The 15,648-nt window shown below is 59.1% G+C and carries 14 protein-coding genes; 1 reads left to right on the forward strand and 13 read right to left on the reverse strand.

Annotation, left to right across the window (positions count from 1 at the left end):
* Positions 1–23: 23 nt before the first annotated feature.
* A complete protein-coding gene (locus H2170_12440) occupies positions 24–1,277 on the forward strand; it encodes a hypothetical protein (GenBank protein MCS6300886.1) in 1,254 nt (417 codons plus the stop codon).
* A 196-nt stretch (positions 1,278–1,473) separates the two neighbouring features.
* Here H2170_12440 and H2170_12445 read toward each other — a convergent pair whose 3' ends face one another.
* The 13 genes from H2170_12445 to H2170_12505 all read right to left on the reverse strand — a co-directional run bounded on the left by H2170_12445 (position 1,474) and on the right by H2170_12505 (position 14,963).
* Positions 1,474–2,295: a flagellin gene (locus H2170_12445; GenBank protein ID MCS6300887.1), complete on the reverse strand. Its 822-nt coding sequence runs from the start codon at positions 2,293–2,295 to the stop codon at positions 1,474–1,476.
* Between the two features lie 242 nt (positions 2,296–2,537).
* Positions 2,538–3,884 carry a transposase gene (locus H2170_12450; protein MCS6300888.1) on the reverse strand — a complete coding sequence of 449 codons (1,347 nt, stop codon included), beginning with the start codon at positions 3,882–3,884 and terminating at the stop codon, positions 2,538–2,540.
* Positions 3,885–3,946: 62 nt separating this feature from the next.
* Positions 3,947–4,204, reverse strand: coding sequence for a hypothetical protein (locus H2170_12455; GenBank protein ID MCS6300889.1), 258 nt, complete (start codon positions 4,202–4,204; stop codon positions 3,947–3,949).
* 193 nt (positions 4,205–4,397) lie between these two features.
* Positions 4,398–5,216 (reverse strand): flagellin, encoded by an 819-nt coding sequence (locus H2170_12460; GenBank protein MCS6300890.1) that lies wholly within the window; start codon positions 5,214–5,216, stop codon positions 4,398–4,400.
* A gap of 260 nt (positions 5,217–5,476) precedes the next feature.
* Positions 5,477–6,295 carry a flagellin gene (locus tag H2170_12465; protein ID MCS6300891.1) on the reverse strand — a complete coding sequence of 273 codons (819 nt, stop codon included), beginning with the start codon at positions 6,293–6,295 and terminating at the stop codon, positions 5,477–5,479.
* A gap of 261 nt (positions 6,296–6,556) precedes the next feature.
* The gene (locus H2170_12470) at positions 6,557–7,375 is read right to left on the reverse strand and encodes a flagellin (protein MCS6300892.1); all 819 of its coding nucleotides are present in this window, start codon (positions 7,373–7,375) and stop codon (positions 6,557–6,559) included.
* 133 nt (positions 7,376–7,508) lie between these two features.
* Entirely contained in the window at positions 7,509–8,327 is an 819-nt protein-coding gene (locus H2170_12475) for a flagellin (GenBank protein MCS6300893.1), read from the reverse strand.
* Positions 8,328–8,528: 201 nt separating this feature from the next.
* Positions 8,529–9,347: a flagellin gene (locus H2170_12480; GenBank protein ID MCS6300894.1), complete on the reverse strand. Its 819-nt coding sequence runs from the start codon at positions 9,345–9,347 to the stop codon at positions 8,529–8,531.
* Between the two features lie 223 nt (positions 9,348–9,570).
* Positions 9,571–10,389: a flagellin gene (locus H2170_12485; GenBank protein ID MCS6300895.1), complete on the reverse strand. Its 819-nt coding sequence runs from the start codon at positions 10,387–10,389 to the stop codon at positions 9,571–9,573.
* 831 nt (positions 10,390–11,220) lie between these two features.
* A complete protein-coding gene (locus tag H2170_12490) occupies positions 11,221–11,847 on the reverse strand; it encodes a hypothetical protein (protein ID MCS6300896.1) in 627 nt (208 codons plus the stop codon).
* A 529-nt stretch (positions 11,848–12,376) separates the two neighbouring features.
* Positions 12,377–13,144: an ATP-binding protein gene (locus H2170_12495; GenBank protein ID MCS6300897.1), complete on the reverse strand. Its 768-nt coding sequence runs from the start codon at positions 13,142–13,144 to the stop codon at positions 12,377–12,379.
* Positions 13,141–14,607 carry an IS21 family transposase gene (locus H2170_12500; GenBank protein MCS6300898.1) on the reverse strand — a complete coding sequence of 489 codons (1,467 nt, stop codon included), beginning with the start codon at positions 14,605–14,607 and terminating at the stop codon, positions 13,141–13,143. Before H2170_12500 ends, H2170_12495 begins: the two co-directional genes overlap by 4 nt.
* Positions 14,604–14,963, reverse strand: coding sequence for a hypothetical protein (locus H2170_12505; GenBank protein ID MCS6300899.1), 360 nt, complete (start codon positions 14,961–14,963; stop codon positions 14,604–14,606). Before H2170_12505 ends, H2170_12500 begins: the two co-directional genes overlap by 4 nt.
* Between the last annotated feature and the right edge of the window lie 685 nt (positions 14,964–15,648).

Here is a 15,648-nt window from a genome sequence, read left to right on the forward strand (position 1 = left end):
TCGCCTCACGCTGAATCATATTCATGAAACCCCAGCGCCGCCGACTCCCCCTCATCACCCTCGGTCTGATGATAGGAGCGGTGGCGCTGGGTCTTTTTTTTGCCCTCGCCCCCACCCCGACCGCACCCACGGCGTCGGTTGCGACGGCAACCGAGAATCCGGCCTTTGCACCCACTCCTGCCGACTCCCCTGCTGCAGTTAACTCACCTGCATCCACGCCCACCGCCGCGCGCCGGGAAATCGCCCTGCCCCCACCCGACCCGGCCGTTTACGCGGTCATCGGCACACTCTTGGCCGACCTCAAAAAAGGTCCCATCGAGCGCACCGCGCTCCTAGCCCGCCTCAAAGCCCTTAAAGCCAGCATCCACGCCCTGCCGCCCGATGTGGCCGCCGCCACCCTCATTGCCTGGCTCGATAGCGGAGCCGACGCCCCCACGCGGCTGGGCTTTGTGGTCGGTGCCGAGGGAGTGATGGACGAAGCTCCCACGTTGCGCACCGCTTTGCTCGATTTGCTCGGCCAAACCGACCCCGTGGCCAGCCTCGGCTACAGTCAGGACCTGCTTGCCGCGAAACCCGGCCCCGAAGAATACGCGCTGGCCCTGCGCAACCTCGCCTGGCTCAACCCCGACGGCGCGCAGACCGCCCTGATTCGGCAGTCCGTCCTCGCCCTGCTCACCGACCCCGCGCTCTCGGCGCAACCCACCCCCGGCTACCTCGAATCCTTTGACGTGGCCGTAGCGGTGGCCAACGCCGATCTCGTCCGCGCGCTCCTCGCCAACCAAAGCACCCAGCTCGCCAATGACGTGCTCAGCCGCACGACCTTTATCGCCCTTGACCGCATCATGTTGCGCACGCCTGACGCGATTCTCGACGCCTTCGCGGCCGACCCGCGCTTTTTGGCCGACCAACCCAACTGGCGCGCCTCGTTACTCGCCCGCCTGGATCCCTCGAATCCGGCGCACGTTGAACAATTAAGAAACTACCTGCTCAAAACGCCCCATGCGGAAACGGAGCTGGGGTATTTCGCCTCCATTTATCCCTTGGCCAACTTTTTCGAAGGAAACCGCTTAGTCACGGACTGGGAAACCGTTAACCCGGCGCAAACCATCCCCGAACGTGACGCCGCAGCGGGCAAGTTAATGGAAGGCCTGCTAGCCGAGCCCGGCTTCAAAGGCGTGGCCCCGTCTATAGAAACCATTCTTCAACGCGTATCGCCACCCACGGCGACACCGCCGGCCAGCGCTGCACCCCCGGTGGGTTTGATGCCCGCGCTCTAAGCTGGAAGCTACCGCGTCGGCCAAAATCGGTCTCGTTCTCTTACGCCTACTCGTTGTCACGCCCGTCGCCTTTTCTTCGGTACCGCTTCGAACGACACGGAGGTCGTCCCTCCCCCGCCCGTATAAAAGTAAAAAGAACCCCACCCGCATAATGCGGGCGGGGTTGCTTTGAACCCGGCCAGGACGAATCCTGTTATTACTGAAGCAACCGCAGCGCGGTTTGCGCACTCTGATTGGCCTGCGACAACATCGAGGTGCCCGCCGAGACCATCGTATTCCAACGCGCCAACTGGGTGGACTCTTCGGCCACATCCACGTCGGTGATCCGACTGGTCGCCGCCTCCAGGTTAGCTTTATTCACTGTCAACAACTCCGAGGCGAAGCAGAGTCGGCTCTGTTCGGCGCCGTTTGAGGCGCGCATCGTCGCCACGTTTTCAATCGCGGTTTTCACAATATCGATCGAGGTGATCGCACTGAGCGAAGCAGCAGCACTAATGTTACCCACGCCCACAGTCGTGGTAGTAGAACCTAAATCTCTTCCCGACAGCGTGATCTGACTGCTGGTGCTGGCATCCTCGGTCGCGTTCACCGTATTGGAGCCCGTGCCGAACAAGGCCACCCCGTTGAACTTTTCCGAGGTGATGGCGGTCAACTGGGTCTTCAACGCCACGAACTCGGTATTGTAGTTAGCCTTGTCACCGGTGCTCTTGGTGACGTCATCATTGAGCGTGCGCAGCTCGCTGATACGGTCGAGGATCTTGCCGGCCACCTTAAGGGCGCCGTCCTGTGTTTGCAGTAATGAAACGGCATTGCCGATGTTACTATTAACCGCGCCCTGGCGCTTGGCCGTGGCACTGAGTTTCATCGACACGGCCAGACCGCCGGCGTCGTCCGAAGGATTGACGATTTTCGAACCGCTGGAGAGCCGGTTCAGGCTCTTTTGCAGCATCGAACTGGAGGTCGCCAAGTTGTTGGAGGCCATTGTGGCCGTCTGATTAGTATTAAGTACGACTGTCATGGTAGTATCTTTCCTTGATTATTAATGCGACGTCCGTCGTCGCCACGAATCTGAAAGGGAGCGGCTCAGATCAAACCGTTCGGAGTATAAACTCCAAGTTGGCAATCCGATTCTGATAGGAATGGGACGAAATGAGGTGTGTTTTATATATTATAGAACAGGCGAAAGTAGCGCAGACTTCCAGTCTGCTCCCTGGAGTTTGGCCCCAAAAGCAGGTGGATGCGAAGCGGCCGGAGGCCCGGTTACGCAGCGCGGAAGAGTGCTTCAGCCAAGAAGGGTGGCGCTTTTGATGAGTTCGTGGAGGGAGGGTCGGTCGACGTGAAGTCGGAGAAACTCTCTGGGGCGATCTGGTCGGCCCAGCATTCGCTGCGCAGGGTGCGCAAGAGGTCCCCCGTGGAACTGGTCGCAGGCGAGGCGCCCGAAGAGTGCGTGCGCCATTTGGGCGGGCGAAGATGCGGCGGCGGATCAGGGGTTTGCCCCGCAGGATCGCCGAAGAGCAGGGCGGCGATTAACAACAGCGCATAGGCGGCGACGGTGGCGGCGGGTTGGTTGCGGTTGGAGGCGGCGGTGCGCAGTTGTGCCTGGCCGGTGCCGATCAGGGTTTTCTCATCCCGGAAGTTTCCCTCGATGCCCCAACGCCAGAGGTAATACTGGAGTTGGTCACCCACGGGCATATCCGGGTCGGTGCAAACCAAGAAGGCAGGCTGGCGATAGAGCAGCTTCGAGCCTGCGCGCAATCGGTAGCCCACCGGGGCGATCACCATGACTTGCAACGGGAGCGTCGCCCCGGCTTTACGCCACAGCACCGGCCCGAGGGTCTTGATTTTAAAGGTGTGCTTTTTTCCGGCCGCATAAGCCTCGACGCTTTGCCAGGCCACGGTGTCGTCGGTGCGCAGCTCTTCCGGGGTCTGGACCGGCGCGCCATAGACCGGCGGGCGACCGGTGGCCGCGGGTGGTCCAGGCAGGGCGTTGAGCACGGCGTCCCGGCGGATCCGGCCGATATAAACGGTCTTGGCGGGCAGGCCCTTGAGTACGACCGCATTGGTGTAACTGCCATCGCCGGCGACCACCAGTTTGCGCGTGTCTGGCAGCGCCTGGCGAAGCTGCTGGATGCGGGCGAGCGCGACGACATTAAGCCGCTGCTGTTTTTTCTTCTCCGTGTACTGCTGAACCTCGTCGGTAGTGGCTTTTTTACCCGGCTTTGGCGGCGTCGGCGCGTGGGTGAAATCCACCGGAATCATCCGGGCGTGTCCGTCGGAACCAGGCCAGGCCGCAGAGAGTTGCACATAGCGCTGGCCGCGCACCAGGTTGGTTTGGAACGCGGGGCCGAGCGGATCGCGTTTCCAGCCGACGCCGTCGATCTTGACCCCGGTTTTGCGTACCAGGGTGTCATCGATGGCGGCCACCAACGGGGTAAGCGCCGGCAGGTTTACCTCAAGCTCATGGAGGACCGTGCGGAAAAGCCCCGCCGGCTTCACCCGGTCACGCGAATACAACCGGTAGTCGGCCGTCCAGTCCTGCTGGGCACGCCCGCACAGACAAATCAGGTTGGTAAGAGTCCCCCGGCACGGTGAAACCAGTGCCGCCATGAGATGCCCCTGCAGTCTCCGGGCGCACTCGGGGGCGGCGCAAGCCGCAGCACAAGCCCGTTTCATAAGTCGTCCCAGCCGATCGGATAAACCCAACTGGACTTTTTTTTAACGCCTACGTCCACCAGCTCGGGCGTGACCGGCATAACGGGCGCGACCAGACTGCGTGAGAGGACCAAATGATGCGCGTCGGTGACGGTCCACTCGACGGCCTCCGACTTGGCGAACCCCATCGTCTGGGCGATGGAAGCGGGTAATGTCACATACCACTGCTCACTGTTTTTGCGGATGATGCGCTGAACTTTGGTGGTGGTGCTCATGGTCCGACACCATCGTTCATGGCCACGCTTTTTCCCATGGGCCCGACGCCCCATTTATCTCTACGGCCTTCTCCGGGCCAACTAGTCAGAGGCCAAACTCCAGAGCGCAGACTTCCAGTCTGCTCCGTCCTCAAACATGCAGGCTGGAAGCCTGCGCTACTTTTCGGCGTATCCTACTATATAACGACCCGGCTTACTGCAGGAGCCGCAACGCGGTCTGCGCACTCTGATTGGCCTGCGAGAGCATCGACGTACCCGCCGATACCATCGTATTCCAACGCGCCAACTGGGTCGATTCCTCGGCCACATCCACGTCGGTGATCCGACTGGTCGCGGCCTCCAGATTGGCCTTGTTGACGGTCAACAGTTCCGAGGCGAAGCCGAGACGGCTTTGTTCGGCACCGTTGGAGGCGCGCATGGTGGCCACGTTTTCGATCGCGGCTGTCACCGTGGAGATCGCCGTGATCATACTCAGCGCGGTGGCTGCGGTGACCGCGCCCATACCCGTAGCGGTGCTAGTCAAGTCACGAGCCGAAATCGATATCTGGCTGGCAGTGGAGGCGTCTTCGGTTGCGTTGACCGTGGCACCAGAGCTGGTTCCGAACATCGCTACACCGTTAAACTTCTCCGAGGCAATTGCCGTCAACTGACTGGATAATGCCACGAATTCGGTGTTATAGTTAGCCTTATCACCAGTGCTCTTGGTCACGTCATCATTGAGCGTGCGCAGCTCGCTGATACGATCGAGGATCTTACCGGCAACCTTGAGGGCGCCGTCCTGAGTTTGCAGCAGTGAGACCGCATTGCCGATGTTACTATTAACAGCACCCTGGCGCTTGGCCGTGGCACTGAGTTTCATCGACACAGCAAGGCCGCCGGCGTCGTCGGAAGGGTTGACGATTTTCGAACCGCTCGAGAGCCGGTTGAGGCTCTTTTGCAGCATCGAACTGGAGGTCGCCAGGTTGTTGGAGGCTATAGTGGCCGTCTGATTGGTATTTAGTACGACTGACATGGTAGTATCTTTCCTTGATTTTGATTGCGACGTCCGTCGTCGCCACGAATCTGAAAAGGAGCGGCTCAGATCAAACCGTTCGGGGCTTAAGCCCTAAAGTGGATATCCCGATTCCGATGGGAACAGGAGGAAATGGGTGTGAGTTTTTATATTATGAAACGGCCGAAAGTAGCGCAGACTTCCAGTCTGCTCCGTCCTCAAACCTGCAGGCTGGAAGCCTGTGCTACTTCTCGGTCGATCCTGTTATATAACGAACCAACTTACTGCAGCAGACGCAGGGCGGTCTGCGCACTCTGGTTGGCCTGCGAAAGCATCGATGTGCCCGCCGAGACCATCGTATTCCAACGCGCCAGCTGCGTGGATTCCTCCGCCACGTCCACGTCGGTGATCCGACTCGTCGCCGCCTCCAGGTTGGCTTTATTCACCGTCAACAGTTCCGAGGCGAAGCCGAGCCGGCTTTGCTCGGCGCCGTTGGACGCACGCATCGTCGCCACGTTTTCGATCGCGGTTTTCACCGTGTCGATCGAGGTGATTGCACTGAGCGAGGCCGCCGAGGTGATCGCCCCCACCCCGCCGCTGGAGGTGTTGCCCAAATCGCGACCCGAGACCGTGATCTGGGTGCTGGTGCTGGCGTCCTCGGTAGCGAACACCGTGCTGGTGGTGCTGCCGAACAAGGCCACGCCGTTGAATTTCTCCGAGGTGATCGCCGTGAGCTGACTCTGCAACGCCGTAAACTCGGTGTTGTAGTTGGCCTTGTCGCCGGTGCTCTTGGTGACGTCATCGTTGAGCGTGCGCAGCTCGCTGATACGGTCCAGGATCTTGCCGGCCACCTTAAGCGCACCATCCTGGGTTTGGAGCAATGAAACGGCGTTGCCGATGTTACTATTAACAGCACCCTGACGCTTGGCCGTGGCACTGAGTTTCATCGACACAGCAAGGCCGCCGGCGTCGTCGGAAGGGTTGACGATTTTCGAACCGCTCGAGAGCCGGTTGAGGCTCTTTTGCAGCATCGAACTGGAGGTCGCCAGGTTGTTGGAGGCTATAGTGGCCGTCTGATTGGTATTTAGTACGACTGACATGGTAGTATCTTTCCTTGATTTTGATTGCGACGTCCGTCGTCGCCACGAATCTGAAAAGGAGCGGCTCAGATCAAACCGTTCGGGGCTTAAGCCCTAAAGTGGATATCCCTAGTCCGTTGGGAATGGGATGAAATTGGGTTTAGGGATTTTATATAGGGAACGGTCGACAAGTGGCGCAGGCATCCTGTCTTCTTGTAACTCAATCCTGCAGGCTGGAAGCCTGCGCTACGTGCCGGCCGTTATATTATATAAATAATCTAATTACTGCAGGAGCTTTAGTGCGGTCTGTGCACTCTGGTTTGCCTGCGTGAGCATCGAGGTGCCCGCCGAGACCATCGTGTTCCAGCGCGCCAACTGGGTGGACTCCTCGGCCACGTCGACGTCGGTTATCCGACTCGTCGCGGCCTCTAGGTTCGCCTTGTTTATAGTCAACAACTCCGAGGCGAAGCCGAGCCGGCTCTGTTCGGCGCCGTTGGTCGCGCGCATCGTCGCCACGTTTTCGATCGCTGTTTTAATCGTATCAATCGAGGTGATCGCACTGAGCGAGGCCGCCGTGGTAATCGCACCCACGCCGCCGCTGGTGGTATTACCCAAATCGCGCCCCGAGACCGTGATCTGGGTGCTGGTGCTGGCATCCTCGGTCGCATACACCGTGCTGGTGCTGCTTCCGAACAGCGCAATACCGTTGAACTTCTCCGAGGTGATCGCCGTCAACTGGCTCTTCAACGCGAGGAACTCGGTATTATAATTTGCCTTGTCGCTGGTGCTCTTGGTGACGTCATCGTTGAGCGTGCGCAGCTCGCTGATGCGGTCCAGGATCTTGCCGGTGACTTTCAGGGCGCCGTCCTGGGTCTGCAGCAGTGACACCGCATTGCCTATATTGTTATTAACCGCGCCCTGGCGCTTGGACGTAGCGCTGAGTTTCATCGACACGGCAAGACCACCGGCGTCGTCCGAGGGATTGACAATTTTGGAACCGCTGGAGAGCCGGTTCAGGCTCTTTTGCAGCATCGAACTTGAAGCCGCCAGGTTGTTCGAGGCCATAGTGGCCGTCTGATTGGTATTAAGTACGACTGACATGGGAGTATCTTTCCTTGATTTTGTTATACGACTTCCGGAGTCGCCACGGATCGGGAGAGGCCCCGATCAGGCCGTTATGAAAAAGGGACGGAAAGCGGGTCCACCGGGGTGGCCCCGCGCCTATACTCATTTATTATTGCAACAACTTGAGTGCCGTCTGCGCACTCTGGTTGGCCTGCGAGAGCATCGAGGTGCCCGCAGAGACCATCGTATTCCAACGCGCCAACTGGGTGGATTCCGCTGCCACGTCCACATCGGTAATGCGGCTGGTGGCGGCCTCCAGGTTGGCCTTGTTGATGGTCAATAATTCCGAAGCAAAACTGAGCCGGCTTTGCTCGGCGCCGTTGGTGGCTCGCATGTTAGCCACGTTTTCCAGCGCGGTGGTAATCGTCGAAATCGAGCTGATGGCGCCGAGCGAAGTCGCTGCGGTGACCGCCCCCACACCCGAGCTCGTATGCGTCAAATCACGTGATGCCAGTGAAATCTGGCTGCTAGTCGCGCCATCCTCGGTGGCATTGACCGTTTGCGCGGAACTGGTGCCAAACAGCGCCACTCCGTTGAACTTCTCCGAGGCAATCGCGGTCAACTGGCTCTGCAGGGCCAAAAACTCGGTATTATAATTTGCCTTGTCGCCAGTGCTCTTGGTGACGTCGTCATTGAGGGTGCGCAGCTCGCTGATGCGGGCCAGAATATTGCCGGCCACCTTCAGTCCGCCATCCTGCGTTTGCAGGAGCGAAACCGCGTTGCCGATGTTATTATTAACCGCGCCCTGGCGTTTGGATGTGGCGCTGAGTTTCATCGAGACGGCCAGACCGCCGGCGTCGTCAGAGGGGTTTACGATTTTGGATCCGCTCGAGAGCCGGTTGAGGCTCTTTTGCAGCATGGAACTGGAGGAGGCCAGATTGTTGGCCGCCATCGTCGCTGAATAGTTGGTATTTAATACAACAGACATGGGAGTATCTTTCCTTGATTTATAACCGCGACATCCGTCGTCGCCACGGATCAGGAGGGGTCCTGATCAGGCCTTGGAATATCTAATATAAAGGGGGTGCGCTCATCGCTGAACGCGAGGGGGCGTTATAGTAGCGCAGACTTCCAGTCTGCCCGAATTTACAAACCAGCAGGCTGGAAGCCTGCGCTACTTTATAAAAAATTACTGCAACAGCTTGAGTGCGGTCTGCGCACTCTGGTTGGCCTGCGAGAGCATCGAGGTGCCCGCCGAGACCATCGTATTCCATCTTGCCAACTGGGTGGATTCCTGGGCCACGTCCACATCGGTAATGCGGCTGGTGGCGGCCTCCAGGTTGGCCTTGTTGATAATCAAAAGTTCCGAGGCGAACCCGAGCCGGCTGAGCTCGGCGCCGTTCGCGGCCCGCATGTTGGCCACATTTTCCAAGGCAGTGTTAATCGTTGTAACCGATGTAATTGCACTGAGAGAAGCGGCTGCCGTGACCGCCCCCACACCGGTGCTGGTGTGACCCAAATCACGGGTTACGATGGCAATCTGACTGCCGGTTGAACCATCCTCGGTTCCATTGACCGTCATGTTTGAGGCGGTGCCGAACATGGACACCCCGTTGAACTTTTCCGAGGTGATCGCGGTGAGCTGCAACTGCAGGGCGGCGAACTCTGTATTATAATTGGCCCGGTCCCCCGTGCTCTTGGTCACGTCATCATTGAGTGTTCTCAGCTCGCTGATGCGGGCCAATATATTGCCGGCCACCTTAAGGGCGCCGTCCTGGGTTTGGAGTAATGAAACGGCGTTGCCGATGTTATTATTAACCGCGCCCTGGCGTTTGGCGGTGGCGCTGAGTTTCATTGCGACGGCCAGACCGCCGGCGTCGTCGGAGGGGTTTACTATTTTTGAACCGCTGGAGAGCCGGTTGAGGCTCTTTTGTAACATCGAACTCGACGTGGCCAGGTTGTTGGCCGCCATCGTCGCCGAGTAGTTGGTATTTAATACAACAGCCATGGGAGTATCTTTCCTTGATATTTTTACACGACATCCGGTGTCGTCACGGATCCGGAGCGGTCCGGATCAGGCTATGCAGGGGCAGCGCCCCTTTTGTTGGGATTTATAAAGTGCAGGGCGGAGGAGCCGCCCGAGGCAACCGGCCAGGTGGGAAACCCACCGCTTTATCCCCCCGTCGGCCCGCCCGCGCCTGAGGCGAAGGCGGCGGACGCGGTGGTTACGATTAGCCCTGTAGCAGCTTGAGCGCGGTCTGCGCGCTTTGATTGGCCTGCGAGAGCATCGAGGTGCCTGCCGAGACCAGCGTGTTCCACCGGGCGAGATTGGTAGATTCTTGAGCCACATCCACATCGGTGATCCGACTGGTGGCGGCCTCGAGGTTGGCCTTGTTGATCGTCAACAGTTCGGAGGCGAAGCCCAGGCGGCTTTGCTCGGCGCCGTTGGAAGCGCGCATGTTGGCGACATTTTCCAGGGCGGTGGTCACATCGGTCAGCAGCAGGCCGGTCAAGCTGGTGGCGGTGGTGGCGATGGCGCCGATGCCACCTGAAGTGCTGGACAAATCGCGGGCGGCAACCGTCACGGCGGAGGAGGTCGATGCGTCCTCGGTGGTGGCGATCGACATGGTGCTGGTGCCGAACAGGCTGATGCCGTTGAACTTCTCGCTGGTGAGCGCAGTCAACTGAGCCCGCAGGGACATAAATTCGGTGTTATAGTTATCCTTGTCGCTCGTGCTCTTGGTCACATCGCTGTTGAGCACCTTCAGCTCGCTGATGCGGGCCAGGACGCTGCCAGTGACTTTCAGCGCGCCGTCCTGGGTCTGCAGGAGGGAAACCGCGTTGCCGATGTTGTTGTTGACCGCACCCTGGCGCTTGGCCGTGGCGCTGAGCTTCATGGATACAGCAAGACCGCCCGCATCGTCAGAAGGGGAAACGATCTTCGAGCCGCTAGAAAGCCGGTTAAGGCTCTTCTGCAGCATGCTATTGGACGTGGCTAAGTTATTCGAAGCGACCGTAGCCGCGTAATTGGTGTTAATGACGACAGACATGATGTTTTCTTCCTTGATTAAACGACCCTGTCCGTAGGGCGACGGGCCGAAGAAGGATTCGGGCCGATCCAGCTGAGGGGTTTCCCTCAGATGCCTATAATAACGACGCTTTCGGCGGAAACTTTAGCGCGCAGTTGAATTATTTTTAAAAATAATCGCGAAAAGGCGTAAAAATCCACGACAAATTTAACTTAAAACACTATAAATCAATATATTAAATAAACCACAAAATCACATAAAAAAAACGCCTAAAAGCTTAAACACTCCCCGAATACGCGGGAGTAACACCATTTCGCACTCAAAGAAATACAAACGAACTGTTTTTTAACCGCTAATGAACGCTAATGGACGCTAAAGAAACACGGATTCCGTGCCCAGAAATGGTTCCTAGACAGTTTCAGCGGGTCGGCTGAGACGGACAAGGCACATCAGTGGTTAACGGTTTGAGTCCGAAACCGATCAGACACCAGACGACCGCCGATCGATGCCTTCGTCTTTGTGTCATTTGTTTTTTTTGTGGCCAATGGATTGAGGGCGACCCACCGAAATTGTCGATAAGTCCATAAAAAAGCCAGCTAACCCTTTATCCGGAGGGAGTTGTCGAACGACAACCAAACGTCGACATCGAAATCAGATTGTCGATGAACAAAGAGTTGGCAAACCATGCGACCCAAGGATGTGCGACTGATTTTGAATAGTCGAAGGCGTCAAGGCCCCCCATGTCTGGACTCTGTGGGCTGGGCTCCGTGCCCTCTGTGATACCTGCCGAAGGTTTGGTTTCTACCTCGCGAACCACTGGAAACCTCGAGGAACCAAAAAAATCGCAGCCACTTAGGCTGCAAGTTCTTGGCAATAATGAGACAACTGACGATCGGTCAGATGCGGGGTGCGCTGAAGTATGAAACGAGCCATGGGGTGCCACAAAAGCATTCTTAACGGCTCCAACAAACGCCGAGGAACATCGGGATCGCTCATGTTGTGCAAAATCAAAAAGGTCTCACGACTGGCAGGCAGCCCCAACCACTCCAGCACCGCATAAATACCCCCGCGTTCATGGACTGCGGCGACTTCAGCCCAATGCGAACAGGTCATACCGCGTAAACTGGCGTGGGCCGCCAAAAAAGGCACCAGCGCTGGATTTTCATCCAAATCCGCAAGTAATTGAGGTCCACGTGCCACCATCACCAGGGCCGCAAGCCGTCCGTAATTGAACCGTTGAACAAAGGTGCGCTCGGGGGTCGGCATATATTCGAGGTACTGCTGCCACGAACTTGCATCGACCTCCACCATTCCCGAGGCGAGTTCATCCTCACCTGCTTCAGTGGAATCCCAGTGGGTATCCTCATTCCGTTCCAAATAAGCCTCGGGCCAGGCCGTAACGCGGTGAGGGATACCCAGATGCGACCAGTGAAGATCAACCAGGGCCGCTTTGTTGGTTTTTTTGGTGCGCGTATTCATAGGTTAATAACAAACGGTTGGTTACAAAATCGGCCCTGTTTAACCAAATTTCAACTACCGCCTATGAGAGGTAATATCGGCCTAAACCATCAAAACTTTAGCGCTTATTTTTGCCTGAAAAAACCACACCCCGATTGGGCTGTTTTTTTAATCCAACCCCTGAATACAAAAATCCGAAAACCAGTCCCTTAAGCGACCAGCCTGAGTACAGTTACCCTATTCAGGGGCGAAGACGCTTTGCCCTTGGGATGCCGATTCACGCCGCAACGACACAGCAGTCAGGCTCAAAAAAATTATTCTCAGTGATCAGCGCCGGATCCCCTGCATTCGCTCACCACCGCGAAAAGGCACCGGCCCGCCCAGCTGCACCAGCACGCCTTCGCGAGCAGGCAGTCCTGCCCCTGGAGTTTGGCCTCTGACTAGTCGAATGTGAGCGGCGGCGCGAACACCGTCTATTTCTGGCGGTTACAAAATCACCTGTCGTAAAAGCCGATGACCGGCCCCGCCAGGGGCCGATCATCAGGCCCGGTCAGCTTGCAGGTTCGTCGGCTAGGCGGTCTTTCATGCGGTAGGATTTGCCCTCGATGACGACGGTCTGAGCGCGGTGCAGCAGGCGGTCCAGGATCGCCGCGGTGATGCCAGCGTCGTTGTTAAAGATCCCTGCCCAGTGTTTGTAGGCCTTGTTGGTGGTGACGATCAGCGAGCCGCGTTCGTAGCGTTGGCTGACGATCTGGAAGAGCAGGTCGGCCCCCGACTTGTCGAGCGGCAGGTAGCCGACCTCATCGAGCACGAGCACCGCAGGGGTCATGTAACGCTTCAACTCGGCTTGCAACCGGTGCAGGGACTGGGCGGTGACCAAAGCGTTGATCGCGTCCACCGCCGTCGTAAACAGCACCGTGTAACCCGCCTGGCAGGCCGCGTAGCCCAACGCGCTCGCGAGATGTGTCTTCCCAAGCCCCACACCACCGCAAAACACCACGTTGGTGCGCTCCTTCACAAAACCCAGTTCGAAGAGGTGGCGTACCTGCGCTTCGTTCAACTCCTTGGGCCAGTCCCACTGGAACTGGTCGACGGTTTTCTTGACCGGGAAGCGCGCTGCCTGGATGCGCCGCTCCAGCGCCCGGATCTGGCGGTCCTGGGTCTCGGCCTGCACCAGTCGGCGTAAAAATTCGGCGTGCGAACAGCGCGCCTTGGCCGCCTCGGCGGTCAGTTCGCCGTGGTGACGCAACAGGTAACCGAGTTTCAGATACTTAAGCTGGTCTTTTAATAAATCGGGTTTTTCGGGTTCTGTTTTCATAGAGTGTAGGGGCTTAAATCCGGGGGACACAGTTCGAGTTCCAACGCGGCCACCGCGTCGGCGCGGGTGAGGTGGATCGGCCCGGCTTGCGGCAAGGCCCGCGCGCGTTGTTCGAGCAAGTTGAGGATGTAATCGCTGGAGTAGGCGCCGAGTTCATGGGCGCTTTCGATCGCCCGGCCGACTGCCTCCGTTCCATACAGGGCCACCAAACCCACGATAGTCGCCAGGTGGTGTCCCGCGTTGAGCCGGCGCTCCTCCAGCCCCCGTTGGTAGGCGGGTGCCGCCGGGCTCAGTTCCAAAAACCGTAGCCGCAGGCGCTGCCGCGCTCCCTGCCGTTTGCGCTCTTCGAGTTCGCGCACGTGCTCGGGGTTTTCCACATCGGCGCGGCGGGCAAAACTGCGGGCGTGCTCGGCCACCAGGGTGCGGTCCGCATAAAACCTCACCTGCGCCCCCTCGATCTGCGCGGTGAGTAGCGCCCCGGCAAACTTCGTGGGCACCGAGTAGCGGTTCGTTTCGATACTCACCCGGCACCGCCGCGACGCCCGCACGCTTAAGGTGCGCACCGCCGGACTGGCCACCGGGTTAAGCGGCAGGAGCGCAGCGCGCTCCTCGGGCAGCCGGTCCACCGGCCGGCCCTGGGTTTCAGCGTGAACGCGCACGTTGGCCACCGTTTCCAGCCACAAGCTGGCGGCCGGCCCCAGCTCGGTAAACCCATTCATCTGCCTCCCGCCAAGGAAGCTTTTTTTCACGTAACCCACCGCGTTTTCCACCATGCCCTTGGACTGCGGATGCCCCGGCCCGCACGCTTTTATCGTAAACCCGTAGTGCCGGGCAAAGTCCAGGTACTGGGCGTTGTACACCGGGTCGGTCCCGGGCACATGCGAGAGGACGGCCGTCTTGCAGTTATCGACCATCACCTCGCGCGGCACCCCGCCGAGTTTTTCAAAGGCGCGCCGGTGACAGCCCAGCCACCACTCCTGGCCCTGCCCGAGGGTAAATTCCACATGCAGGAACCGGCTGTAGCCCAAAACCATGACGAAAAAACTTAAAGCCCGCCGGGTGCCGTCCACCTCCACCGAGCCAAAGCTGCCCCAGTCCACCTGCGCGGTCTGGCCGGGGGCAAACTTGAGGGTAAGAAACGCCTCCAGGTTCCTCGGCCGCACCCGCCGCACGTAGTCTTTCAAAATTGAATACCCGCCCGTGTACCCCCGCTCGCGCACCTTTTGCCAGAGCTGCATGGCGGTGAACGGATGGGCCTCCAGCCACCGCGCGATCGCCGGCTTGTGCACGTCGAGCTTGCTTGGCCTAGGCACCTGCGCGGCCTGGCTGCGCGCGTACTTTTCCTGCGCCTGCCAGCGCCTCACCGTCTGCACGTGCAACTGGAGCGAGCGGGTGATTTGCGGCGCACTGTGACCGGCAGCCTCCGCCTGTTTTATCCGGCAATACAGTTCGTAATTGATCACGCCCCCACCTCCCGGCTCGGCGACGGCGTTACCGCCAGCGTGTGCGATGGCCTGCCCCGGTCCAAGGAAAGCACCTGGTAAAGTGGCGCGGCGTAGGCGATCACCCCGGCCTCGATTAACTGCCGACGCGCCTCGACCAGGCCGTCCTCGCTGAGCGTGAGCAGCCGGGCCAGGGTGCGCGTGGCGTAGTAACTCAGCCCGTCGGCGTCACCCACGGTTACCAGGACCAGATAAAGTCCCCAGGCGGGGGCACTGGCCCGCCCCAGGTAATTGCCCCGCACCAGCCGGTGGTCCAGCCAGCTAAACTGGGCCGGCGTGCGCCGGAGTTGTTCGCGATCGATCGGTTGTTTTTGCATAATCGGGCGGCTGGACGTCGATGCCCAGGATCACCCGCCCCCGGGATTGCAGGTGTCGCAGCATGGGTTCGAGGTCCTCTTGTAACGTCACTCCGGCGAACTGCGCGATAAGCCCCACGAGCACAGGGTTTTGCGACTCCCAGCTGTCTTGTAACGCCGCGCAGGGATTCGGTAACGCCACCTCGGCGACCGGCTCGGCTTTAGGCTGGTGCACAACGGATTGCGTAGTTGGGATGTCTTGTAACGCCACCCGCCGTCGCGGCCCCCTCCGCCTTGAGTACCCCGGATTGGCCTTCCGCCACTCCTGCACCCGTTGGACATTTTCTGGGCCTTTCCAGTGGTCGAGGTTCTCCGGCTTCGCCAACCATTTGGCCTGACTGGCCGCCCGGCTCGCCCGTCGGCATCCCGGCTTCCCGCAGTAGCGCTGACGCTCGCGGTTATGCGCGTCGGGCAGAAAGAAATCGGCACAGTGCAAACACTTGCGTGAACCGGTTGGATGCATCGCTGTGCATCCGCCAAGCGTCCCGCCGGTTCAATCTCCACCCATTCGCACCCCTCATATCCCCAGCCGGACAGGGAAGAAAACCCACCCACGGAAGAAGAGTATTACTCTTTTTAAGGGGAAGAAGATCCACCGAAGAAGAAGTGCATTCCTAACCGCCAGAAATAGACGCTTTCCCGCTCG

The sequence above is a fragment of the Opitutus sp. genome, from assembly GCA_024998815.1.
Lineage (GTDB): Bacteria > Verrucomicrobiota > Verrucomicrobiia > Opitutales > Opitutaceae > Rariglobus.

What these genes read in the sequence shown, in the direction of transcription:
- H2170_12440 (MCS6300886.1), top strand. Translation starts at nt 24, where the DNA reads ATGAAACCCCAGCGCCGCCGACTCCCCCTCATCACCCTCGGTCTGATG.
- H2170_12445 (MCS6300887.1), bottom strand. Translation starts at nt 2,295, where the DNA reads ATGACAGTCGTACTTAATACTAATCAGACGGCCACAATGGCCTCCAAC.
- H2170_12450 (MCS6300888.1), bottom strand. Translation starts at nt 3,884, where the DNA reads ATGGCGGCACTGGTTTCACCGTGCCGGGGGACTCTTACCAACCTGATT.
- H2170_12455 (MCS6300889.1), bottom strand. Translation starts at nt 4,204, where the DNA reads ATGAGCACCACCACCAAAGTTCAGCGCATCATCCGCAAAAACAGTGAG.
- H2170_12460 (MCS6300890.1), bottom strand. Translation starts at nt 5,216, where the DNA reads ATGTCAGTCGTACTAAATACCAATCAGACGGCCACTATAGCCTCCAAC.
- H2170_12465 (MCS6300891.1), bottom strand. Translation starts at nt 6,295, where the DNA reads ATGTCAGTCGTACTAAATACCAATCAGACGGCCACTATAGCCTCCAAC.
- H2170_12470 (MCS6300892.1), bottom strand. Translation starts at nt 7,375, where the DNA reads ATGTCAGTCGTACTTAATACCAATCAGACGGCCACTATGGCCTCGAAC.
- H2170_12475 (MCS6300893.1), bottom strand. Translation starts at nt 8,327, where the DNA reads ATGTCTGTTGTATTAAATACCAACTATTCAGCGACGATGGCGGCCAAC.
- H2170_12480 (MCS6300894.1), bottom strand. Translation starts at nt 9,347, where the DNA reads ATGGCTGTTGTATTAAATACCAACTACTCGGCGACGATGGCGGCCAAC.
- H2170_12485 (MCS6300895.1), bottom strand. Translation starts at nt 10,389, where the DNA reads ATGTCTGTCGTCATTAACACCAATTACGCGGCTACGGTCGCTTCGAAT.
- H2170_12490 (MCS6300896.1), bottom strand. Translation starts at nt 11,847, where the DNA reads ATGAATACGCGCACCAAAAAAACCAACAAAGCGGCCCTGGTTGATCTT.
- H2170_12495 (MCS6300897.1), bottom strand. Translation starts at nt 13,144, where the DNA reads ATGAAAACAGAACCCGAAAAACCCGATTTATTAAAAGACCAGCTTAAG.
- H2170_12505 (MCS6300899.1), bottom strand. Translation starts at nt 14,963, where the DNA reads ATGCAAAAACAACCGATCGATCGCGAACAACTCCGGCGCACGCCGGCC.